Here is a 22,918-nt window from a genome sequence, read left to right as displayed (position 1 = left end):
GTGGAATTGAGTGTTCAGTCATGCGCTGAAAGCGCGTGTTTTACGCGCAGTATGGAGATGGTGACGGCTCCGATAACGAGTGGGATCGACATAAGCATCACCAACGGGCTGATGTGAAAGCCAGCGTGATCGGCTGTCTCGAAGGCGACTTTGAGCAGACTCAGAAGATAGTAGCTGATGGCAATGATAGAAAATCCTTCTACCGCCCTTTGGATCTTGACCTGTGTGGCTGCCCGCTCTGCCATCGCCTGGATCTGGATGGCATTCTGATATTCGATCTCGACTTGTATGCGTGTCTGCAGAAGGTCGATCAGGTGCATCGTTGCGTGGGAGAGCTGATCCAAGCGCAACGCGGTCGCTTCGCAGGTTCGAACAGCAGGCCGGAAGCGCCGCGCGACGAAAACGCCAAACCGCTGAAAGCCCGGAACATGAGATTCGCGTAGCTCACCGATGCGCTCCTCGACGATTTTTGCATAGGCGGACGTTGCGCCGAAACGATTACGTGTTTCGGCAGCCGCCGAAATGATCCGGGCGGACAGGTCGGAGATTTCGTCGAGCAGTTTCTTGTGCTCAGTGGTCGGCGTCGTCTGGTTTCGGTTCGTCAACTGCACGAGCTTCTTGTCGTAATCTCCGAGCAGCGGAGCGAGCCGGCGGGCTTCGGGAAGACCGAGCAGTGCCATGGATCGATAGGTTTCGATCTCATAGATCCTCCGAACCATTCTACCGAGGCGGTAGGCATTCAGATCCTTGTTGAAAAGAAGGATGCGGCTCGTCTGGTCGTCCTGGACACGGAAATCCGAACACACCTGTGCCGCGCCGCCGCCGATCAACGACGCAGCGGTATCGCGAAAACCGAGCTTTGAAAGGGTTAATCCGAGTTCTGCCGGTGCAGAGTCGAGCACCAGGATACCCACCCGGGATATGAGCCGTGGCGTGTCCATTTCTACCAGCGCCGCAATGTCTTCGACCGAAAGGCTGGAAACCGGCCACGCGTCGATTTCTGCGCTCAATTGGGTGACACGCGTGATAGTCACGAACTCGGTGTGGTGCTCTACTTGTGTTCGCGGATCGTCATTGTTACCTCCGTCGGGCAAATAGCGGCTGCCATGTAAGGCGGGGAGGGCGGACGGCATGAGCGCGATGTGTTCAACAAAGGCGGGGCCGGTAAAGTAGATGGAAGGCCGGGCATGGAGCTCGGCGTTGAAATCCGACGTCATATAATCTCACCGCAGGAAGGGCCGAAACCGCTAAGAATTCGCCCTCAACGAAAAATCATTGTTCTATCGAAGTACAGCTTTCCAAAGCAGCCAGATCGCAGGAGGTCAACCGTCCCGGATATTGCTAATCGATTTTACTTTGGCCTGACATTAAGACGCATCTGAATAAGGCCTTCCTTCAGCCGTTCGCTCCGCCTGCTTTTCGCAAACGCACCCATCCGTGGGAGACACGCCGACCGCTGACAGGTCTTTGATTGCTAGGCACATAGGACTCGTGCTTCCCGCCCCTTGGACTTTACACAGCAGCTGTGATCTGCCCGGAGAACGACGCTTCATGTAGCGCAAGGCACAGTTGCTGTAGCATGTCGATCTCATCTTCAATCTCTGTCACGTCACCCACCCCCCCTGCGCCGTGGTTGGTCGACTGCTGGAGCGAACTCAAGACTGGATAAGACTTGAGGCAAGGTCATCACCCATCGGGTCATCCAGATTGGGATCGCGCGCGATTGTGTTCGGACAAATCACCTTTCGCCACCATCACTGAACACATGCTCTGTCTCAACCGACACGAGGCCGTTTTGGTCAAGATAAAGCACGCGATCGGCCGAAGCCACGGTTTCAAGTCGATGGGCGACGACGATGCGGGTGATGCCGAGGGTCTTAACCGAGGCGTTGACGCGGGCCTCGTTGGCGACATCCATGTGCGAGGTGCCTTCGTCGAGGAAGAGCATCTTCGGTTTGCGATAAAGGGCACGCGCCAGGAGTACGCGCTGCTTTTGGCCGCCGGACAGGCTGGAACCCATGTCGCCCACCAATGTCTCATATTGCATCGGTGTCGCCATGATCTCGTCGTGAATGGCTGCGGCTCTGGCGGCGGCGATGATGGCGTCCCGGTCCGGCTGCTCGTCGAAGAGGGCGATATTGTCGGCGATCGAGCCGGCGAAGAGATTGTCGTCCTGCAGCACGGCGGCGATCTGGTTATGGAAGGATTTATGGCCGAACTGATCGAGCGACATGCCGTCGATCAACACGTCGCCGCTCATCGGTTCCAAAAGCCCGATCATCAGCTTCAAGAGCGTGGTCTTGCCCGAGCCCGAGGGGCCGGTGATGGCGATATGCTCGCCCACGCCGATCCTCAGGCCCACATCGGAGAACACCAGCGGATCGGTCGGCGAATAGCGGTAAGAGAGGTTCTTGAGCTCGATGGAGCCTTTGAGCTTTGTCATCGAATTCTCGGTTGAGCCGAAGCTGCGATCGTCGGGTTCCAGTGCAATATCGGACAGACGCTCCAGATGCAGGCGCAGCATGAAGAAGGCCGTTGCCTGGTCGACGAGGTTGCCGGTCTTTTCCAGGAACTGGCCCTTGTAGGCGAGATAGGCAAACACCATACCGACGCTGAAGCCGCCATCCATGACGAAACCGATTGCGAGCCAGATCGTGACGATGTTTTCCAGCCCGAAGATCAGCGCATTGGCTGTGCTCTGCCAGATGCCGACGCGGGCAACGCGAATATTGGCGTTAACTGCATCCGTCAGCAGCGTTTGCCACATGCTGTGGCGCATACTTTCCCGGTTGTAGAGCCGGAAGGTCTGGATGCCGCGAATAGTCTCGATCAGCGCCGTCTGTTCCTTGCCATGGGCAATGATGCTGCCCTCCTGCGCCCGGCGTTCCAGTGAGAAGGAGACGAGGCGCACGACGAAGTAGAGGAAGAAGGCGGTGATAGCGACCAGCGCCAGCTTGGCGCTGTAGAAGAACATGATAACCAGCGTCGTCAGCGCCAGCACGCCATCGACCAGCGTTGCCGCAATTCCTTCGCTCAGCAGCTTCTGGATCGGTGTCACCGACTGGAAGCGTGAGAGAATGTCCCCGACCTCGCGCTTCTGAAACCATTCGAGCGGCAGGCGAAAGAGCTTGCGGGCAATATTGGCGGCAATGCCGAATCCGAGGGCGGAACCCGCTGCAAGGATGACAAAGGAGCGCAGGAAACTCGCGGCCGCATTGAAGACGGTGAACAGTCCGAAGCCCAGCGCCAGGACGCTGAGCAGATCGTGGTCGAGAGCCGGCAAGGCAGTATCGATGCCGATCTGTAGGTAGTAGGGCAGCGCCAGCACATAGACCTGCAGCACCAGGCTCAAGACCAGCACCTGCACGAAGGCGCCGGCAAGCCCAGTGATACGGCTCCAGAGCTGCGACCAGCGCAGCGTCTCGCGCTCGCTCTTTTTCTCGAAGGTTTCGTTGGGCCTCAGCTCCAGCGCCACGCCGGTAAAATGGCCCGACACTTCCGAGGTCTGCAGCCACTCGCTTCTTCCCGCAGGATCGTGGATCAGCACCTTGCCGGCCGAGACCTTTTCGGCCACCACGTAGTGGTTCATGTCCCAGTGGAGAATGGCGGGAAGCGCCAGATTGGGGATCTGCTCCAGCGGTAGCTTGACGGCGCGCGGCGACAGACCGATCTGGTCGGCGATCTTGATGAGGCTCGAAAGCGGCGCGCCGCGCAGCGAGGGCGTGAAGCGCCGGCGCATGGTCGCCAGATCAATGCTGCGGCCGTAGAAGCCGGCGATCATCGCAAGGCAGGCAAGGCCGCATTCGCTGACCTCCGTCTGACGGATCAGCCGCACACGGGCGCTGTAGAGGAACCCTGATTGGAGGACGGCAGTGTTCACTGGGGCGCGCCTCCTTACCGGCGCTGCAAGGCGTAGAGCGGCTGGAACAGCCACTCCAGCAGCGACTGGCGGGCTGTCGCGATGCGGGCCGACAGCGTCATGCCGGGAAACAGTGCCTGCGGCTTGCCGTAGGCGAGGATATCTTGCCGTTCGAGCTCGATCTTGACGAGATAATTGAGGTTGGCACTGCCGGCGCCGCTACGCGATACCGGGCTTTTCGACAGGCTGCTGACATGGCCGCCAATAGTGCCGAAGCTCTGGTAGGGGAAAGCGTCAATGGCGAGCCGCACATCCTGGCCGACCTCGACGAAACCGATCGCCGCATTGGGCACGTCGAGCTGGGCATGCAGCACGGCCCGTTCGGGCACGATGCTCATCAGCGCCTGCTGCGGATTGACGGCCTCGCCGATCCTGGCGGTGAGCCCGGATATAGTGCCGGGCATGGCGGCGCGGATAATATAGGCGCGCGACTGCTCGTTGGTCGCCATGCCGCGATTGACGTCTTCGCGCTCGGTCTCCAGCGATGCCTTCTTCTCGTTGGCGCGGGCCTTCACCTGGTCGAGCATGCGCTGCGCATCGGAGAGATCGGAGCGGCGCTCGGACAGCGTACTTTCGATCACCGACATTTGCTGACGGCGCTCGGTCAGCGAGTCCTCGCGCAGCAGCACGTCGCGCTGCGCCACGATGCCCTTGCTGACGAGGCCGCGAATGCGCTCGACATCGGCCTCGATCGACTTGATGAGATCCTGCTGCAGGCCGATCTGGCTTTCGAGCTTGGCAATTTGCGTTTCGAAGCCGGAGATCTGAGCGGAAAACTGCGCCGTCTGGGACGCTTCGTCATTCTTTACTTCCTGCAGCTGCTCGTCGATGCTGGCATTCTGCCGCTGCAGCATCTCGGCGACTTTTTTTGAGGCGGATTCGCCGCTGACGAGATAGTCCTCGGAGCGCACGGCGATCAGTTCCTGTCCCTCGTTTACATGGTCGCCATCGGCCACCATCATCTGCATGATGACGCCGGCGCGGGGCGGGATTACCACGGCAATGCCTTTGTCCGGCAGGATGACACCGGTGGCTTGCACGATGCGCGAATAGCTCGCCGTCGAGAGGAAGATCACGACGGCTGCAAGCACGACGGCCATCAGATAGCCGGTCAGGTGCCAGCCGATCGGTACGGCCATGGAGACCGTTCCAGCCAGCCGCTGGGATTGTCTTTCCAGAGCTTCTCGGCGAAACAGGTTCATCTCAGCGAGACAAGACCTCTATGATCGAAGCAACGGCGGGGCAGGGCGGGTAGGATGCCTGTGTGGACATTCATTTGAATTTCCTCCTCTGTCGTCCTTAAGGGAGCTAGGCAAAGAGGAATATTCGTCAACCTTGAGAGGAAAAATGAAGTTTTTGACGGAGGGGGTGGCCCCTGAGCAATGAGAATGAGGCCGGCGACCCGGCCCCAATCGCGTCAAATTCGAAAGCTCAGCTCCGCCGGGCGAAAAGTTCGTATCCGACGAAGGCAGCGGAGCATGCCAGAAACACGATGACGGCCAGCGGATAGTTTACCGGTGCTGCCGGATCGCTGAGCTTCGGCAATCCGATCACCGCGGCCGCCGCAATGACGGCGGAAAGACCGATTTCGCTGATGATAATGCGTTGGAATGCGGTCATGGCGACACCTCAACCCTTACTGATTTCGGTCCAGAGTGGCGCAAAATCCTTTTGCTTCACCATTGAGCCAATCAAGTAGCAGATCGGTTCGCCGATCAGGCGGACGATCTTACCGGAAATCGATCCTTTGGCGCGACGGCCCGCCTGGAAGGCTATTTCCTCGGCGCGGGCCCTTGCCAGCGGATACATGATCTGTTCTGCGAGCCGGCTGCGGCGCATCAAGCGTACGTAAGGGATTGCCCAGTAGTGATAGCCGCGAATGGTGGTTTCCGACAGGTTCTCAAAGGTGAACTCAAGATCCGCACGCCAAAGATCGCGATCGAGTTTTCCACGTCGATAGAAATGAGTGCAGATCACGCGGCCGCTCGAATTGCCGCTACCGGATAATCCGCCATTGTAGATGCTGTTCCCAGCACCCGCCGCAAATCCAAATCCGCTGGCTATCCCTGCCTTGCTGAGACTGCCTGTCGTCGAAAAGGTAGCGCCGGCCGCAGCCGTGCCGCCGATCATGCCGCGATCGACGTGGCCGACCCAAGAGCCGGCGCCATTGACCGCATCTATCTCAAAGTCTTCGAGGGGAAGGATGTAGTAGTCGTTCGAATTTGCGTTAACGCTCTGAACGTCAGCCATAGGTGCCTCCGAGGTGAACAGAAATCCGCCGTTTCTAGCGAACGAGGGCAAGTTTAGAGCAATCAGCGCGAGCATCAACCCTTCGTGATGAATGAGATTGACGCGCGCTGCGTGTATAAATCACCCGGAGGCGCAAATTTTTCTTATTTCCAATGCCTTGCCAGGGCCGTCCGCCAATCGATTTTTTTTGCCTTTCCGCCAATGCAACCGGCAAGAAAGAGCTCTATCGCCCGGGCTCTGGCCAGTTTCGTCTGCCATTTCGTGTAGCCGTGTGCTTCGCCGGCGAAGTAGAGAGCGGTCACCGCGCGACCGGCTTTGCGCAGCGCCATTTCGTACCGCCTGGTCTGCTCCGCACCGACGATCGAATCGGCTTCGCCTGCCGTCAGCAGGAAGGCGCCCTGGGCGTGCTCGACCTGGTTGATCGGCGAGGATTCAGTGAGCGCGCGGGCATCCGCCTTGTTGACGGGTGTGCCGAAATATTGCTCCACCTGCTCGGTGAAAAGCGCCCAGCCGGCAGGGTTGTGTTCCATCTGGAACGGCAGGTCAACGACGGGATAGTCGATGATGGCGGCAGCAAACAGGCCGGAGTCGCGGCTCATGGAGAGCGCTGCGATCATGCCGCCGAAACTCTCGCCCTGGATGGCGATGCGCCCGGGTATGGCAATGTCCTTGTCGATGAGCCAGCGTGCGGCATCGGCGAGGTCGTCCGGCATGGTGCGGCCGAACTGCCGGAAGCCGAGTGCCTGGAAGCGCTTTCCAAAACCGGTCGAGCCACGATAGTTGACCGACAGCACGGCATAGCCCCTACTTGCCAGGAAGGCTCTGTCGCGGTCGAAGCCCCAGTTCTCATGCCGCGCCGGGCCGCCATGGGCGGCGATGACGGCGGGCATAGGTGTTGTGGCCTTTTCGGGCAATGTGAGAATGGCGCTCAACTGCTCGCCATCGCGCGCGGCAATCTCCACGGGCATGGTTGCCGTCGCGGGTAGCGCTTGCTGCTCAGGCCCGAGCCTCAGATCGGTTTTCGCAGCGAGATCGAAAAGCATGGCGCGCGGTTGCTGCGCGTCGAAGGAGACGGAGGCGGCGATGATCCTGCCACCCTTCGATGCGCCGGTAATCTCGAAATCCGCATGGCGACCAGCACCCGACACGAGTTCGGCGAAGGCCTCACCGCGTTTAGAGATAGGCACGAGCCGTGGAAAGCCGTTGCGGATGACGACAAGGTCGGTCGGCCCTGCGGGGTTGAAACGGATCGCATCGAGGATATCGACGGCATCGCTGCCGGCGATTGCGGTTTCCTGCCCGGTTGAAGGATCGATGCCGACAAGGGCGATCTTGTCGCGGCCGCGGTTCGACAGCGCCTCGTAGCGCAGGCCATGCGGGTCGACATTCCAGATAATCAGCGTTTCCTCGGGCTTAAGCGCCGCAATCTCTTTCCAGCTGCCGTCGCCAAGCCTTGCGACATAGCGCCTGGCGCCGTCCTCGCCGCGCTCGACACGCAGGCAGGGCAGCAGATCGGCATCGAGCAGCCAGCTCTCCGTACGCCCGGAATTCTCCTCGAGCAGTTGCCGTGCCGTGCCGTCGGCGAGCGTCGTATAAAGATCGGTGAAGGCGGGGCTGCGATCGTGCGAGATGACGGCCTGTCTTGCGTCGGGGGCGGACGGCTCCGCAATGATCTGCCAGGTCTGGAAACCCTGCGGCGTGACGTCGATGCGTTCGTTCGGACGTCTGGGATCCACCTCGAACAGCCGGTCGCCTTCCGTCAGCAGCAGCCGGTTAGCGTAGCCGCGCCAGGAAAAATGCAACAGGGGTCCGGAAAAGCTGACGAAAGCTTTGAGCGGCTTTGCTGTGATCTCGCCGACGAAAACCGCCGGGTGTCCGCCCTTCGTGCCCCACCAGGCCAGCAGTGTTCCATCAAAGCTCGGCTCGTATCCCCAGCGTGCCCAGGGATCGGCGTAGAAGCGGCTGGCTGAAAGCAAGCGGTCACGCTTTCTGAGGATGGAGCCAATCGGCCACTTGCGGCGCGGACCGATCTTGAACAGCTCCCCGCCTGACGGCGAAGAGCCTGAGTGATCTAAAAAGGGATTGTCTCAGGCCGTTGCGAGCCTGTAGATGCCGTAAGCTCCGAGGCCCACGGCTCCGACGGCAAGAGCGCCGACACCGAAGGCCGATAGACCGACCCCGGCACCGATTGCGGCGGCATAACCCATAGCCCCGCCGCCGGCCAATGCGGCCGCGCCGTCAATATAGCTTCTGACAGACCCGGTAACGGAAGCGCCGCCGGAGACGTGATCGATTTCGCCAGGCGAAAGTTCTTTGATTCCCTTCACTTAACTCACCATTTGTTTGTTTCAGTAAGGTAGTCGAAAGCACTCTGTGCGTGTGGAAAGCTAATGGCCGATGCCGGAGAGTCAACCTTCAAAGGCTTTGTTGCTGCCCGTTGGAACCGTCGCGGGTGATTTTGGATCACGGTCAGTCACTCAAAGACCCCGTCACCGGAAGCCTCAATGCGTCACTGGCGCAGTGGCTGTTCGCGGCAGGCTCCTGAGTTTGACGCTTGTCGTGAGCTCTTTATTCTATATATTCGGTATATGTCGAATATTTCAAACAAGGGCGAGCACCGCTTCGTGGAGGATGTAGCTCGGCTGCTCGTGCCTTGGGGCGTACCGCCCATCGCCGCCCGGCTTTATGGTCATCTGCTTCTCTGCCCCCGTCCCGTTAGTCTCGACCAGATCACTGAAGATCTCGGGATCAGCAAGAGCAGCGCAAGCGTGGCGGCGCGTTTGTTGGAGACCTACACACTCGCGCGTCGCCACAGCGAGCCTGGAACAAAGCGCGCTCTCTACGTGGTGGCGGACGACTACGAAGCCATGATCCGACAACAGAACCGGCTGCTCGACGCATTGGCCGACCAGTTGAATGCCGGGGCAGGAATCGTCTCGTCCAAGGAAGTAAACGCACGTCTCGAGGAGATGGCGGAATTCTATCGGGTGATGCGCGGCGCCATGGAAGATACCATGAGCCGTTGGAAGCGCAGCCGGCGCCCGCGGTGAAGGCTGAATTCTCGCGGCGCTGACCGCGCGGAAGATTCTGAAGCTTCGACGGGAAGGCAGAAAAATGGGTCTTGTTCTAAATCTTATCATCCAGACGATCGTCTGGTACGGCTTCATGGGTGCGGTCATCTTCGGCGCCGCTGGCACGATGGATTACGCGGGCGGGTGGCTCTATGTCGGTGAAATGGTTGCGCTCTCAATCGTTTTTGGGACGATCATGGTACGCCTTGATCCCGGGCTGCTCAGAGAGCGCCTGAAGCCGCCTGTGCAAAAGGGCCAGCCGCTTGCGGACAAGCTGATCCTCATCCCCGTCCTGCTCCTCATATTTGGAGGAATGGGCTTCATGGCGGCAGACGCCGCGCGTTGGCACTGGTCGGCAATGCCATCTTCCGTGCAATGGGTAGGATGTGGCCTCCTCTTGGGAGCACTTTTGTTCATCTACTGGGTCATGCGGACGAACAGCTTCGCGGCGCCGGTCGTGAAAATACAAAAGGACCGCGGGCAGGCGGTCATCACGACAGGTCCTTATGCCATCGTCCGCCACCCGATGTATTTGGGCGCACTCTTCTATATCGCCGGGACATCGCTGGTGCTCGGATCATGGTGGGGCCTCGCGGTCGTCCCCATCCTCGCCCTGCTATTAGGCATCCGGATCGGTGTTGAAGAAAAAACGCTGCGCACGGGCCTCGATGGCTATGACGATTATGCGCGTCGCGTGCGCTGGCGCCTGATTCCGTTCATCTGGTGAGGAGGTCCGCCATCAAAGCCCTGCCGGATCATTGGGCTACCGACAGCACGAAGCAGTTTCGGTTCGCGGCGCACTCCACTCAGACCCAGCCCCGGAGCCATGTGGGCGGCAGCTTCCAGCGCCTGAGCGCAGATCTCGGCAAGTTCTCGCCGCGTTGCCGCAGCGTGAAGACGGCCGCCGAGGGCATTTATGCGTTCGTACCCGGCAGGCTGTAGGCCTGTTGGAAATACCGGCGGAAGGCAAGCATTGGCGGGCTGAATTCGACATTGGCCCGCCAGGCCAGACCAACATCCATCGGCGGAACCGGATCCTGGATATTCACAGTCTCGATCCGGCGCCCCTCAAGCGACCAGGGGCGATGCACCATATCCGAGAGGATGGCGACGCCAAGCCCGTTTGCGACCATTGACCTGACAGCCTCGACCGAACTTGTCCTCAAGAGTACCTTTGGCTGATAGGAACTTCGGCTCCAGTATCGCAAGGACGAGTGGGCTGCCTCATCGACCGTCAGCATGATGTAGGGTTCCTCGGCGATTTCACGCAAGCCGATGCCGTCGCGGCGCTGCAGGTCGTGACCCGCCGGGAGCCAGAGACGCCTGACCGAACTCAGAAGCGTTTCGGTCGTCAGCATCGGATTGAGGATGTTCGAGGTCAGCAGCACCGAAATGTCGTAGCGATTGCTGAGAAGGCCTTCCTCAATCGATTCGCGATTGACCTCGTAGAGCTGGATTTTCAGTTTCGGATAGAGACGGCGGATACGTTCGATGTGAAGCGGCAGGAAATAGCCGATGACGGTGTAGGTCGCGGCGACGACAAGCTCTCCCTCGATATCGCTGCTGACGAGATCGAGATGGGTTGCTTCGTCGACCTTGGCCAGAATTTCATAGGCGTGAGATAAAAATTGCCGCCCGGCCGTCGTCAGTTCCATCCCTTGCGGCGCGCGATTGAACAGCGACACGCCGACCGTCAATTCGAGATCCTTGATCGCTGCAGTGACAGCCGACTGTGAGATCGACAGGCTGACGGCCGCATGCGAGATCTGCCCATATTCGGCCGTTGCGACGAAGTAGCGAAGCTGCCTTAGGCTCAGGCCCATGATGTCTCCCCATCTATTTATCTGAAAACTACTGTGGTGAATCAGATTCAGCAGGCTTTAAATGAGCAGGTTTCGACAAAAATTTGCGCAACATCTCTATCATATTGATAATTATGCATAGTTTCTGACGCCATTTTGAGCGGCGATATCAATTTATCAGATAATGATGCTTTGAAAATTGTATTTTTCAAGGGATGCCGTTCTCTCTAGCGTTTGTGCACTGCTCCTGACCGGACGCATATATCTGAGGACATGCATGAAGGAAGCTGTCGACATCAACTGCGACATGGGGGAGGCCTTCGGCCGGTGGCGGATTGGTGACGCGCATGACGAGGAGCTCATCTCGCTTATCAGTTCGGCCAATATCGCGACCGGCTTTCATGCCGGCGATCCCAATCTGATGGATGAGACTGTGCGGATGGCGGCCGCTCACGGCGTCGGCGTCGGCGCTCATCCCGGCTACAACGATCTGCAGGGTTTTGGACGGCGCAAGATCAACGGCACCAGCCGCGAGATCATCAACGATCTGATCTATCAGGTCGGTGCGCTGCGGGAATTCGCCAGGCGCCATGGCGTGCCCGTCCAACACGTGAAGCCGCACGGCGCCCTCTATATGGAGCTGGCGGCGAACACGGATCTGTCGCAGATATTCATACAATATATGCGCACGGCGGCGCCGAACACGTTCGTCTTCTGCATGGACGGTTCGGCGACTTGCCTCGCCGCGCAGGAGGCCGGCCAGCCCATCGTGCGCGAGTTCTATGCCGATCGTGACTACGGCGATACGGGCTGGATCGTCTTTACCAGGGATGCGGGTCGTCCCGATCCCAAGGCGATCGCTCGCAAGGTGATCAGGGCCTGCACCGAAGGCGTCGTGCGCACCGTCAATGGTGCTGATATTCCGATCGCCTTCGATTCCATCTGCTTTCATTCCGATACTTTGGGTGCGCTCGATATCGTGCGCCACATGCGCGAGGCCCTGGTTGCCGAGGGCATAAGAATTGCACCCGTTTCACAGATTTTGGACAGTGACGCCGCGCGGAGGTCCCATGAGCAGGCTTGAGATCAGATCACCCCTTCCGGGAACCTTCTACAGGGCCTCCTCCCCTGACACACCGCCTTTCAAGTCCGAGGGCGATACCGTGGCTGCAGGCGATACGATCGGCCTCATTGAGGTCATGAAAACCTTTCAACAGATTCCGGCCGGACTCGACGGCAAGAACATCACCTTCCTCGTCGACAACGAAGAGCCTGTCATGGCTGGCCAGATCATCGCGGAGGTGGATCCATGACGATCCGTTCGGTCCTGGTTGCCAATCGCGGCGAGATCGCCGTCAGGATCATAAAGGCTGCCAAGGCGCTCGGCATTCGCACCGTGCAGGTCCATAGCGCCGCGGATGTCGATATGCTCGCGGTGAAGCTGGCCGACGAGGCGATCAATATCGGCTCGCCGGCTCCGAAGAAATCCTATCTGAACATTGAAGCCATCATATCGGCGGCGCGTTCGGCGGGCGTGGATGCCGTTCACCCGGGATATGGGTTTCTGTCTGAAAACGGAGACTTTGCCGATGCCGTCGAGGCCGCGGGCATGATCTTCATCGGGCCGAGCGGCGAAGCTATCCGATTGCTGGGTGATAAGGTGGCGGCGCGGGCGATTGCGGCTCGTGCCGGCGTGCCGACCGTGCCGGGAAGCGACGGCCGTGTGGCCGATATCGGGGCTGCCGAGGCGATCGCCGGGCGTACCGGTTTTCCGGTCATGATCAAGGCCGCTGCCGGCGGCGGCGGACGCGGCATCCGCATCGTTCGGTCGCTGGCCGAACTCAGGGAGCAGTTTCCGCTCGCCTCGGCGGAGGCGGCCGCTGCTTTCGGCGATGGCGGCCTTTACATGGAGAAGGTCATCACCCGCGCCCGCCATATCGAGGTGCAGATTTTCGGCGACGGGCAGAACTTCGTACATTGTTTCGAGCGTGAGTGCTCGCTGCAGCGTCGCCGTCAGAAGGTCTGGGAGGAAGCGCAAGCCTTCCTGCTGCCCGATGACGTGCGGCAGAGCCTCTGCGCCAGCGCCGTGGCGCTTGCCGCCGAAGTCGGTTATCGCGGGGCAGGCACGGTTGAATATCTCTACGATGAGGACAGCAGGCAGTTCTTTTTCATTGAAGTGAATACCCGCATCCAGGTCGAACACCCGGTGACGGAGATGATTACCGGCATCGATCTGGTGCAGGAAATGTTCAAGGTGGCAGGCGGCGCTCCCCTGTCGCTGTCGCAGTCCGATATTCGGGTGCATGGTCATGCCATCGAGTGCCGGATCAATGCCGAGGACCCGGCCAAGGGCTTTCTGCCGGCGCCAGGCATCGTAACACGGCTTTCCATTCCAGAAGGTGACGGCATCCGTTTCGATACGATGCTTTATGCTGGTTATACCGTGCCGCCCTTCTACGATTCCCTACTCGGCAAGCTCATCGTCTGGGCCGAGGATCGCAATGCCTGCCTCGACAGGCTGGCTGCCGCCCTTTCCAAGCTGACGATCGAGGGCTTGCCGACGACGATCCCTTTGCACCTTGCGCTCGCTCGCGATCCATCGGTGCGCAAGGGCACATTCCATACGCGCTTTCTCGAATCCTGGCTGGAGACCGATTTTTCCGCGGTTGACGGCATATCAGCGGAGGTTGCCTGATGCCTGCTCGCTTTACATTCGGAGGTGACGAACATCTCTTCGTCGAATGCAGCGACGAGATGTCCCTCGAAGCTTTCTTCAAGAGCCTGTCGATGGCCAGGGGCGTGCGCGAGAGCGCCATTCGGGGCGTCACTGAAGTCTGCCCCGCCAACGCTTCCTTCCAGATCAAATTCGATCCGGATCGGATCAAGCCGGACGACCTCTTACGCGAGGTCAGGGCAATCGAGGGAGCGGCCGAAAAGGCAGAGCCTGTCATTACGACCCGTATCGTCGAAATTCCAGTCTTCTACAACGATCCGTGGACGCATGAGACGCTGATGCGTTTTCGCGAGCGGCACCAGGAGCCCACGGGCACCGATCTGGACTACGCCGCCCGGGTCAACGGTTATGGAGCGGTGCAGGATTTCATATCGGCCCATGCAGGATCGCCATGGTTCGTCTCCATGGTCGGCTTCGTCGCCGGCCTGCCGTTCATGTACCAGATGGTCGAGCGGCAGCGGCAGATCGAGGTGCCGAAATATCTGCGCCCGCGCACCGATACGCCGCGGTTGACGGTCGGCCATGGCGGCTGCTTCGGCTGCATCTATTCGGTACGTGGGGCAGGCGGCTATCAGATGTTCGGCATTACGCCGATGCCGATCTTCGATCCCACGCAATCGACGAGCTATCTGCGCGATTTCATGGTCTTCTTCCGCCCCGGCGACATCGTGAAATTCCGGCCGATCGATCGCGACGGCTATGACCAGGCGGTCGAGGATGTCGACAAGGGGCGCTTCGCCCCGCCGATCCGTGAGGTCAGTTTCGACCTCAGGCAATACCAGGCCGATATCGACGGCTACAACGCCAAGCTGGAGGGCGCTTTGTATGGCCATTAAGGTTCTTCATCACGGCCTTTCCACCACTATTCAGGACCTCGGACGGCCCGGCTACTTCCATCTCGGCATCCCCGTCGGCGGCGCCATGGATCGCTATGCCATGCGGGCAGCAAATCTTCTCGTCGGCAATGATGAGGGTGCCGCCGGGCTTGAGGCTGTCTTCATGGGACCGAAGCTCGAATTTCTCGACGATGCTCTGATTGCCGTCACCGGCGCCGACATGCCTGTCAGGATCGATAATGAGCTGCAGCCGGGATGGACCGCGCTCAGGGTCAGGGCAGGGCAGACCGTAAGCTTTGACTTTCTGAAATCCGGGGCGCGGATTTACATTGCCGTATCGGGGGGCATCGACGTTCCCGAAGCGTTAGGCAGCCGATCGACCTATGTGATCGGCGCCCTCGGTGGTCTTAACGGCAGGGCCATCGCTGCTGGGGATGAGCTTCCCGTCGGTTTCGGTTCGATGGCAGGCGCGGGCCGATCCGTTGCCGAAGAGCTCCGTCGCAAACCCGGCGCACCGGCTGAGCTCAGGGTCTTGCCGGGGCTCTATTGGGACCGGTTGACGGAAGAGACAAAGCGCAACTTCTTTGCTGACCAGTGGAAGGTAGCGCCGGAGGCCGATCGCATGGGCTATCGTTTCCGCGGCGGCCGCAAGCTCGAATTCGTCGAGCGCAAGCAGCCTTTCGGCGCGGGCTCGGACCCCTCCAATATCGTCGACAGCTGCTATCCCTATGGTTCGATCCAGGTGCCGGGCGGGACGGAGCCGATCATTCTGCATCGCGATGCCGTTTCCGGCGGCGGTTATTTCATGCTGGGAACAGTGATCTCGGCCGATATGGATCTGATCGCGCAATTACAGCCGCATACGCCGACGCAGTTCATTGAGGTCACGATGGATCAGGCGCTGGCGGCTCGGGCGGATCGGCAGGCGTTGGCTGCGCGTCTTCGCGCGGCCTTGGCTTAGGGGATCATTGGATGATCGCCGTCCCGAACTCTGGCTTCCCAAGCCGATGGAAAAGGGTCGCGATCGCCCGCGCCTCACTCGAGAACGCGGGTCAAATAGGCGGCTGTCACACCGGGGCCGGGGATAATGGCGACGATCTTCATTTGCGCGATCGTCCGGTTGACGGAAGCTTCGAGATGGCTCTCCATCATCGCTGCAGCCGCCTTCACGGCGCCCCGCAGCAGCAGTTCCACGATCAGGCGCAGCTCGGTGATGATGGCAGGATCGCCGGGCAGACCAAGCCGCCGCAGCAATCGTTCCGTCGCCGTCACCGGCAGCAGGTTGTTGCGGATGGATTCCCTCAGTCGCTCGTTCGGCGTCGCGAGGACGCAGATATCGATGAAGTCTGCATGGATGGTTTCCTGCGCGGCAAGATGATCGGCCGCTTCGCGCCGCTCGAGATCGCAGAGGCGCAGGAAAAGGTCGTTCAGCCGTTCCCGGTCGACCCAGCTGGCGCCAGCAACCAGGGCCTGCGGCTCCAACGTGCCGCGCAGGCCGTAGTGATCCTTGATCATCTGCGCCGTCAGCGGACCGGCGATCCAATGGGACGACTGGTTCTTGCGCACGAGACCGCGTTCTCGCAGCCGGGTCAGCACGTCACGCACGACGGTACGGCTGACATTGAAGTGGTCGGCAAGTTCGATCTCGATAATACGATACTGGCCGAAGACGACGCAGCCGGCGACATCTGCCTCGACGGTATTGTAGATGCGCTCCCAGGAGGAGCGGCTCTGCAACGCCTCGTCGGCATGGCGCGGAATGGTCAGGCCGAGCGTCTTGATATCGGTGCGGTTCGGCTCGATGCCCCGGCCGGCGGGGCCGACGAGATAGCCGCGTCCGTCGAAGCGATGTACCAAGCCTTCGCTTTCCAGCGTCTGCAGCGCCCGCTGTACGGGCGCACGCGAAATCTGCAAGATGTCGGCGATCGGACCTTCGAGCAGCACCACGCCTTGCGGCAGCGTGTTATCTTCAATGTTGCTGCGCAGAACATCCTCGGCGATCTCGTATCGCTTTTGCGCATTGGGGCGCGCACGGTCTTCGGTCATCTGATGCAATGGACTCACGTCGTTCTGATGCCTCACTCTTACGCGTTTCGCTGCGCCAACATAGCGCAAAAATAAATGAACTTTGAATACAAAAGATGTTTTTGTCTGCGACTTTTATTGGCAGCGCTGAATGTTCGCAAGTGACCTTGGCGCGGTGCACTTCCTCCGATAGTGCCCGCCATAAGTGGTTTTTTGCCAAATTTGCGCAATGGCTGCAGCTTTCTCTCTTTTCTCGCTTCTCGCGAGGGTATCTATCGAACTAAAGATCTGCGTTTCGAAAAAAAGTCTATTGAATACAAAAATCATTTATGTAATGCTCTTAACATCAAGGCACTCGTCAGAAGCGCCATAGGTGGAACTCTTTGAAACGCCAAGGAACATCTCTTTGACGCGCATGTGATCATGCGCGAGTGCAGACCGACGTCTGGTGTCCGGATCGATGCGATCCTGGCGATGGCGGTGCTTTGCCTGAAGGATGGTCCTTGCCTTGAAACTGGTAGGAAATCGGTGTCGACCGTTCTTCAGCTCAGCCAAGTCACCAAGTCCTATGGCGCCTCAGCCGCGCTGGACAGGGTGGATTTCTCTTTGCCCGACAACGCTTATATCTCGCTGCTCGGGCCAAGCGGCTCTGGCAAGACGACGCTGCTGCGCGTTATTTCCGGCTTCGAGGAGCCGGATGCCGGTTCGATCCTCTTTCACGGCAAACGGCTTGATGGTGTGGAGCCGCATGATCGCGGCATCGGCTTCGTCTTTCAGAACTTCGCTCTGTTCCCGCATCTTTCCGTTGCCGAAAACGTCGCATTCGGCCTTCGCAACCGCAAGGTCGATCCGGTGACGGATGCCCGCGCCTTGGCAAAAAGAGTTCAGGATATGCTGTCGCTGGTCGGCCTCAAGGGGTTTGACGATCGTGCGGTCACGCAGATTTCCGGTGGCCAGCGCCAGCGCGTCGCCTTGGCGCGTACACTGGTGACCGAGCCGAAGATGGTGTTGCTGGACGAGCCGCTCGGCGCGCTCGATGCCAATCTGCGCGGCCGTATGCGAAGCGAGCTCAAGATCATCCGCGAGCGCTGCGGCGTGACGTTCCTCCATGTCACTGGCAGCGAATCCGAGGCCTTGGCGATGGGGGATCTGGTGCTTGTCCTTGATCGCGGACGCATCGCGCAGGCCGCTGCTTCCGATGTCGTCTATAATCGCCCAGCCACTGCCGCGGTTGCCCGCTTCCTCAATTGCTACAACCTCTTTGCGGGCGATGTCGTCAAGGATGTTTTCGTCGGGCCGGCCGGCCGCTTTCCCTTGAATGGATCGCGCAGGAAGGCGCCGCAGCCAGCCTATGCGATCCGCTACGATCGCGTTTCAATCCGCCCTAGCGATGCGGCGCTTTCGGATGACGAAGTACGCGTCGAGGCCGATTTCATCGCCAGCGAATATTCCGGAGCGGCGGTCAATTCCTTCTTTGCGCTCGATGGCGGCCACGTCTTCGAGGTCGAATCCCATCTGAGCCACGCCCGTCCGCCCGCCTTTGTCGAAAAGCGCCGCTACGCTCTCGTCTGGAAGAAGGAAGATGCCCTTGTTTTCGGTTGATACGAGCCCCTCGAAATCTTCCCCCGGCCCCTCCAAGGAGAGCGAGAGATGACCATGGTTGCGACAAGCGAGGAAGCGGTACAGGACAGCCCGACCGTGCGCCGGAAATCGAACAAGACGCTCTGGCTCCTGGCGCCGGGCATGATCTGGATGGTCGCCTTCCTCGTCCTGCCGATCCTGATGATGGTCTATGTTTCCTTCTGGACGCAGACGACCTTCAAGATCGAACCGACGCTGACCCTGCAGAGCTGGGTCACCTTCCTGACGAGCCCCACCTATCTCGGGGCGCTCTGGACGACGATCCGCATCTGGCTGCTCGTGCTGGTATCGACGCTCGTCGTCGGCTATCCGGCGGCGCTCTTCGTCGGGCTCCTCATCAAGAACAAGACGTTGCAGACCGTGCTTCTCGTGCTCTGTGTCATCCCGTTCTGGACGTCCTTCCTGATCCGGGTTCTCGCCTGGCGGCCGATGCTCGGCACCGAAGGCGCCATCAACATGATCTTGATGAAGCTCGGCATCGTGCAGCAGCCGATAGAAGTGCTGCTGTTTTCGGAACTGTCCGTCATCATCGGCATGACGCAGATCTACTGCGTCTTCATGGTGGGGCCGATTGCCTTCATGATGGGCCGCATCGACGCCTCGATCATCGAGGCGGCCCAGGATCTCGGGGCGAGCTTCTGGCGCATCTTCCGCACCATCATCCTGCCGCTTTCCATGCCGGGCGTGGTGGTCGGTGCGATCTTCGTTTCCGTCATGGTTCTCGGCGAATTCGCAACCTCCGCCGCTCTGTCCGGACGCAAGGTCAATCTGCTCGGCAATATCATCGTCACCCAGGTCGGCTCGCTGAAATGGGCCTTTGCGGCGGTTGCCGGTGTCGTCCTGACGATCATCATGGGCGCGGTCGTCGCAGCCCTGCTCAAGGTCGTCGACCTCAGAAAGGAGCTCTGATCATGAATGCTGGCGGCATCAAGCTCGGCCTGGGCGTCTATACGACCCTCTTCTTGATCTTCCTCTACGGACCGCTCGTCGTTCTGGCGATTCTGTCGTTCCAGACCGGACCGGAGGGTGGTCCGCAATTCCCGATCATCGAATGGTCGACCTATTGGTACCGGCATCTCTTCGGTCTGACGCCGCCCTCACGCATCGCGCCCCTTCCGATCGACCAGGCGCTGATCCGCTCGCTTTCGCTGGCCCTGATGACCATGATCGTCTCGACCGTGCTCGGCGTCATGTCTGCGCAGGCCTTTCGCCGCAGGTTCCGCGGCTCGGGCGCGGCCTTCTATCTGATCGTTCTTGGCATGATGGTGCCGGGCGTGCTCGTCGGCCTCGGCATGGCTCTTGTCGCCAACACCTTCGGCATCGACCGTCATTGGTGGAGCACGGCCTTCGTCCTGCATGTCGTCTACACCTTCCCCTTCGCCTTCCTGGTCATGCTCGCCATCTTCAATCGGTTCGATCCGAGCATGGAGGAAGCATCCTGGTCGCTCGGCGTCACGCCGGCGCGCACCTTCCGCAAGATCACGTTCCCGCTGATCTTCCCGGGCGTGCTCTCGGCCATGCTCTTTGCCTTCACGCTGTCTTATGACGAGTTTTCACGCACCCTGTTTGCGTCCGGTCGCGAGCTGACGTTGCCGCTCGCAATCTACGGCACCTTCTCCGTCGAGGTGCATCCGAACGTCTTTGCCTTCGGCGTCCTGACCACGCTCTTTTCCTTCGCGCTCCTCGGCACCTACGCGATCCTGATGGGTCTGTCGGTGCGGCGCGCCAAGCGCGTCAGCATCCAGGAGGACGCATGATGACGCAGAAGGTTTCTGCCATCGTCACCGGTGCCGGCTCCGGTATCGGCCGCGCCATTGCGGTTCGCCTTGCCGCCGACGGTTATGCGGTTCTGGTCAACGACCTCTCGGGGGACCGTGCCCAGGCGGTTGCCTCCGAAATCATCAAGGCGGGCGGCGCGGCGACCGCGATCGCCGGCGACGTTGCGCAGCCCGTGCACGTGGCGGCTATCCATGCCGCCGCCAAGGCGTCGCACGGCGACGTTGCCCTTCTCGTGAACAATGCCGGCATCGCGCATCAGGCGGCGTTCGAGGATCTCGAGCTTGAGGATTTCGACCGCATGTTTGCGGTGCATGTGCGCGGCACCTTCTTGATGACCAAGGCGGTCATGCCCTCGATGCTGGCCCGAGGGGAGGGCGTCATCATCAATGTCGCCTCCCAGCTCGGGCAGATCGGCGGTGTCGAGCTCGTTCACTATTCTGGCGCCAAGGCCGCCATCATCGGCATGACCAAGGCGCTCGCTCGCGAGGTCTCGGGCCGCGGGGTTCGCGTCAATGCCGTAGCGCCCGGGCCGATCAACACGCCGCTCGTAAGCGCTCTTTCCGAAGAGTGGCGCGAACGCAAGAAGCGCGAACTGCCGCTCGGCCGGTTCGGCGAACCCGAAGAGGTGGCCGCGACCGTGGCGTTCCTGGCGTCGCCGGCAGCGAGCCTTTTTGTCGGCCAGACGCTCGGGCCGAATTCCGGCGACGTGATGCTTTGAAGGAGAAAAGCAGATGGACAGTTTAAGCAAGCGGGTCGTCATCGTCACGGGCGCGGGCATTGGCATCGGCCAGGCGGCAGCCAAGGCTTTTGCTGCGCTCGGCGACCATGTCGTCGTCACCGACATCCTCGAAAAGGAGGGCGAGGAGACCGTTCGCGCCATTCTCACGGCCGGCGGTTCGGCCGAGTTCCACCTTTACGACGTGCGCTCGACCGAGGCGGCGAACCGGCTCGTCGCCAATGTCGAGGCGCGCTTCGGCAAGATCGACATCATCGTCGCCAATGCCGGCATCGCACACAGGACACCCCTCGACAAGCTCACCGACGACAAGTGGGACCTGACGATGGACATCGACCTGAAGGGCATCTTCAGGCTGGTGCGTGCCGCCGTACCAGGCATGCGCGCCCGCAGATCCGGTAGCATCGTCGCCCTCTCATCGATCATGGGCGTGGCCTATGGATGGGACGAGCATGTCCATTATTCGGCGGCGAAATCCGGTGTCGTCGGCCTGGTGCGCGGGCTTGCCGTCGAGCTGGCGAAGGACGGCATCAGGGTTAACGGCATTGCGCCGGGCTACATCCGCACGGCTCAGCTTCTTTCGGAAGAGAATTCGCTTGGCCCCGCAGGAGCGGAAAAGGCGGCCGAATTCATCCCCTTGGGCAGGCTCGGCGAGCCCGACGATATCGCCGACGTGATCGCATTCCTCGCCTCGAACGGCGCGAGATACATGACCGGCCAGGTTCTGGTCGTGGATGGTGGCCTCCTCGTGGGGCGGTACTGATCGCCACCGCCCCGGCGAGGGCCGGGCAGAGGCGATATGGCAATGAAGCAGGCCCACAAAGGGCTGAGGGAACAGCAATCAGCACTGGAGAACATGAAATGTCCAAAATGGAAATGAACAGACGCTCTCTGTTGAAGCATTCCGCTGGCGTGATGGCGCTCGCGATCGGGGGCGGCACGCCCTTCCTGTCGTCACGGGCGGCCTACGCGCAGGCTGCCAACCTTGCCAAGGAGCAACTGCGCACCATCGGCCTTTCGGTCACCGTCCAGGAGCGTATCCTCGACGACTTCCGCAAGGTGAGCGGCGTCGGGCAGACCTCCGGCACAGCGGCGACTTTTCCGGACGCGCAGACCAAGATCCTTTCCGGTTCCAAGGATTACGATTGCTGGGAGATCATCGGCGAACGTCTGCCCTCGATCGTCATGACCGACAATGTCGAGCCGGTACCGGCCGCCTCCTTGAAGAACTGGGCCAATATCCGCGATACCTTCACCACGCCCTCGGACAAGTGGGAGCCGAAGCAGCAGATCGTCGGTCAGATCTGGGCCGATGACGCCAAGACGACGCTGAACATGGTGCCTGCTGTCTATAATTACGATTCTATCGGCTACAATCCGGACGTTCTCTCCGCCGAGGAAGCCAACACCTGGTCGGCGATCTTCGATCCGAAGTGGAAGGGAAAATCGGGCCTCAACACCGACCCCCTGATCGCCTTCGGCCAGGCCATCATGGCGATGAATACGCTTGGCCTTCTGAACGTCAAGAATCCCGGCAATCCGAACACGGCCGAAATCGACGAAGCGGCGAAGTTCCTCGTCTCCAAGAAAAAGGACGGGCAGTTCCGCGCCCTGTGGGGTGATTTCGGCGAGCTGGTCAATCTGATGGCATCCGGCGAGATGGTTGTCTGCGACGCCTGGCAGCCGGCTGTCATGGCGGTCAAGGCCCAAGGCAAGGCATGCAAATATGCCGTGCCGAAGGAAGGCTATCGCGGTTGGGCGATTGGTCCGTCGATGATCGCAGGCACGCCGAACAAGGAAGCCGTAATCGCCTATGCCGATTATTGGCTGTCCGGTGAGCCCGGCATTACCGTGTCCGAACAGGGCTATTATTCGCCGTCCACCAACATCCAGAAGGTCATGGCACCGGACAAATATGCCTTCTGGTACGAGGGCAAGCCGTGGGTCGGCGCTGCCGAGCGCGGCATCAAGGAAGGCGATCTGCGCGATGGCGGCTCATTAGCGGAGCGCGCCAAGAATGTCGCCTACTGGCATCAATGGCCGGACGAATACGACCATCTCGTCCAGAAGTGGGATGAATTCCTCAACGCGTAATGTGGCGGCGTCAGCCATCCATTCTCAGCTC

22 protein-coding genes are annotated in these 22,918 nt (G+C 60.3%); 13 read left to right on the top strand and 9 right to left on the bottom strand.

Features of this window, described 5'->3' with window-relative positions:
- Window positions 1-14: 14 nt before the first annotated feature.
- The 7 genes from H4W29_RS25325 to H4W29_RS25295 form a co-directional block, all read right to left on the bottom strand.
- The gene (locus H4W29_RS25325) at window positions 15-1,217 is read right to left on the bottom strand and encodes a DUF3422 domain-containing protein (protein WP_192731597.1); all 1,203 of its coding nucleotides are present in this window, start codon (window positions 1,215-1,217) and stop codon (window positions 15-17) included.
- Window positions 1,218-1,738: 521 nt separating this feature from the next.
- Window positions 1,739-3,880: a peptidase domain-containing ABC transporter gene (locus H4W29_RS25320; protein ID WP_192731596.1), complete on the bottom strand. Its 2,142-nt coding sequence runs from the start codon at window positions 3,878-3,880 to the stop codon at window positions 1,739-1,741.
- A gap of 14 nt (window positions 3,881-3,894) precedes the next feature.
- Entirely contained in the window at window positions 3,895-5,058 is a 1,164-nt protein-coding gene (locus H4W29_RS25315) for a beta-barrel domain-containing protein (RefSeq protein ID WP_192731595.1), read from the bottom strand.
- 292 nt (window positions 5,059-5,350) lie between these two features.
- Complete coding sequence (locus H4W29_RS25310; RefSeq protein WP_192731594.1) at window positions 5,351-5,539, bottom strand: hypothetical protein; 189 nt, start codon at window positions 5,537-5,539, stop codon at window positions 5,351-5,353.
- Window positions 5,540-5,548: 9 nt separating this feature from the next.
- Window positions 5,549-6,244, bottom strand: a complete 696-nt coding sequence (locus H4W29_RS25305) for a hypothetical protein (RefSeq protein ID WP_246517452.1) — start codon at window positions 6,242-6,244, stop codon at window positions 5,549-5,551.
- Window positions 6,245-6,312: 68 nt separating this feature from the next.
- Entirely contained in the window at window positions 6,313-8,145 is a 1,833-nt protein-coding gene (locus H4W29_RS25300; protein ID WP_192731593.1) for an alpha/beta hydrolase family protein, read from the bottom strand.
- A gap of 111 nt (window positions 8,146-8,256) precedes the next feature.
- The gene (locus tag H4W29_RS25295; protein ID WP_192731592.1) at window positions 8,257-8,496 is read right to left on the bottom strand and encodes a hypothetical protein; all 240 of its coding nucleotides are present in this window, start codon (window positions 8,494-8,496) and stop codon (window positions 8,257-8,259) included.
- Between the two features lie 177 nt (window positions 8,497-8,673).
- On the opposite strand from H4W29_RS25295, the gene H4W29_RS25290 reads away from it, so the two are divergent.
- Window positions 8,674-9,219, top strand: a complete 546-nt coding sequence (locus H4W29_RS25290) for a GbsR/MarR family transcriptional regulator (RefSeq protein WP_246517451.1) — start codon at window positions 8,674-8,676, stop codon at window positions 9,217-9,219.
- 64 nt (window positions 9,220-9,283) lie between these two features.
- Window positions 9,284-9,967: a methyltransferase family protein gene (locus tag H4W29_RS25285; protein WP_192731591.1), complete on the top strand. Its 684-nt coding sequence runs from the start codon at window positions 9,284-9,286 to the stop codon at window positions 9,965-9,967.
- 187 nt (window positions 9,968-10,154) lie between these two features.
- Here the strand turns inward: H4W29_RS25285 and H4W29_RS25280 are convergent, their stop codons facing one another.
- Complete coding sequence (locus tag H4W29_RS25280) at window positions 10,155-11,063, bottom strand: LysR family transcriptional regulator (protein WP_192731590.1); 909 nt, start codon at window positions 11,061-11,063, stop codon at window positions 10,155-10,157.
- 256 nt (window positions 11,064-11,319) lie between these two features.
- Between H4W29_RS25280 and H4W29_RS25275 the strand changes: the two genes are divergently transcribed.
- Genes H4W29_RS25275 through H4W29_RS25255 form a run of 5 tightly spaced genes read left to right on the top strand, consistent with a single transcriptional unit; the run spans window position 11,320 to window position 15,573 of the window.
- Window positions 11,320-12,126 carry a 5-oxoprolinase subunit PxpA gene (locus H4W29_RS25275; protein ID WP_183800366.1) on the top strand — a complete coding sequence of 269 codons (807 nt, stop codon included), beginning with the start codon at window positions 11,320-11,322 and terminating at the stop codon, window positions 12,124-12,126.
- Window positions 12,113-12,355 carry an acetyl-CoA carboxylase gene (locus H4W29_RS25270; RefSeq protein WP_183800363.1) on the top strand — a complete coding sequence of 81 codons (243 nt, stop codon included), beginning with the start codon at window positions 12,113-12,115 and terminating at the stop codon, window positions 12,353-12,355. The genes H4W29_RS25275 and H4W29_RS25270 overlap by 14 nt, the downstream gene beginning before the upstream one ends.
- Window positions 12,352-13,737, top strand: coding sequence for an acetyl-CoA carboxylase biotin carboxylase subunit (locus H4W29_RS25265; protein ID WP_192731589.1), 1,386 nt, complete (start codon window positions 12,352-12,354; stop codon window positions 13,735-13,737). Before H4W29_RS25270 ends, H4W29_RS25265 begins: the two co-directional genes overlap by 4 nt.
- Window positions 13,737-14,612, top strand: coding sequence for a 5-oxoprolinase subunit B family protein (locus tag H4W29_RS25260; protein ID WP_192731588.1), 876 nt, complete (start codon window positions 13,737-13,739; stop codon window positions 14,610-14,612). The genes H4W29_RS25265 and H4W29_RS25260 overlap by 1 nt, the downstream gene beginning before the upstream one ends.
- A complete protein-coding gene (locus tag H4W29_RS25255; protein WP_192731587.1) occupies window positions 14,602-15,573 on the top strand; it encodes a 5-oxoprolinase subunit C family protein in 972 nt (323 codons plus the stop codon). The genes H4W29_RS25260 and H4W29_RS25255 overlap by 11 nt, the downstream gene beginning before the upstream one ends.
- A gap of 74 nt (window positions 15,574-15,647) precedes the next feature.
- On the opposite strand, the gene H4W29_RS25250 is transcribed toward H4W29_RS25255, so the two are convergent.
- On the bottom strand, window positions 15,648-16,658 hold the full coding sequence (locus H4W29_RS25250) for a GntR family transcriptional regulator (RefSeq protein WP_192731586.1): 1,011 nt from the start codon (window positions 16,656-16,658) through the stop codon (window positions 15,648-15,650).
- Window positions 16,659-17,165: 507 nt separating this feature from the next.
- On the opposite strand from H4W29_RS25250, the gene H4W29_RS25245 reads away from it, so the two are divergent.
- The 6 genes from H4W29_RS25245 (at window position 17,166) to H4W29_RS25220 (ending at window position 22,887) form a co-directional block, all read left to right on the top strand.
- Entirely contained in the window at window positions 17,166-18,239 is a 1,074-nt protein-coding gene (locus H4W29_RS25245; RefSeq protein WP_192731585.1) for an ABC transporter ATP-binding protein, read from the top strand.
- A 48-nt stretch (window positions 18,240-18,287) separates the two neighbouring features.
- Entirely contained in the window at window positions 18,288-19,187 is a 900-nt protein-coding gene (locus H4W29_RS25240; protein ID WP_192731584.1) for an ABC transporter permease, read from the top strand.
- Window positions 19,188-19,189: 2 nt separating this feature from the next.
- Window positions 19,190-20,035, top strand: a complete 846-nt coding sequence (locus H4W29_RS25235) for an ABC transporter permease (protein ID WP_192731583.1) — start codon at window positions 19,190-19,192, stop codon at window positions 20,033-20,035.
- Complete coding sequence (locus H4W29_RS25230; protein WP_192732783.1) at window positions 20,035-20,775, top strand: SDR family NAD(P)-dependent oxidoreductase; 741 nt, start codon at window positions 20,035-20,037, stop codon at window positions 20,773-20,775. Before H4W29_RS25235 ends, H4W29_RS25230 begins: the two co-directional genes overlap by 1 nt.
- 13 nt (window positions 20,776-20,788) lie before the next feature.
- Complete coding sequence (locus tag H4W29_RS25225) at window positions 20,789-21,556, top strand: SDR family NAD(P)-dependent oxidoreductase (protein ID WP_192731582.1); 768 nt, start codon at window positions 20,789-20,791, stop codon at window positions 21,554-21,556.
- A gap of 98 nt (window positions 21,557-21,654) precedes the next feature.
- Window positions 21,655-22,887 carry an ABC transporter substrate-binding protein gene (locus tag H4W29_RS25220; RefSeq protein WP_183726439.1) on the top strand — a complete coding sequence of 411 codons (1,233 nt, stop codon included), beginning with the start codon at window positions 21,655-21,657 and terminating at the stop codon, window positions 22,885-22,887.
- Window positions 22,888-22,918: the final 31 nt, after the last annotated feature.

Origin of the sequence: Rhizobium viscosum, from assembly GCF_014873945.1 — a bacterium.
In the GTDB taxonomy this organism is placed as follows: Bacteria; Pseudomonadota; Alphaproteobacteria; order Rhizobiales; family Rhizobiaceae; genus Rhizobium; species Rhizobium viscosum.
The sequence above is the reverse complement of the archived record's forward strand: the minus strand, read 5'-3'. Positions and strand labels throughout refer to the sequence as shown.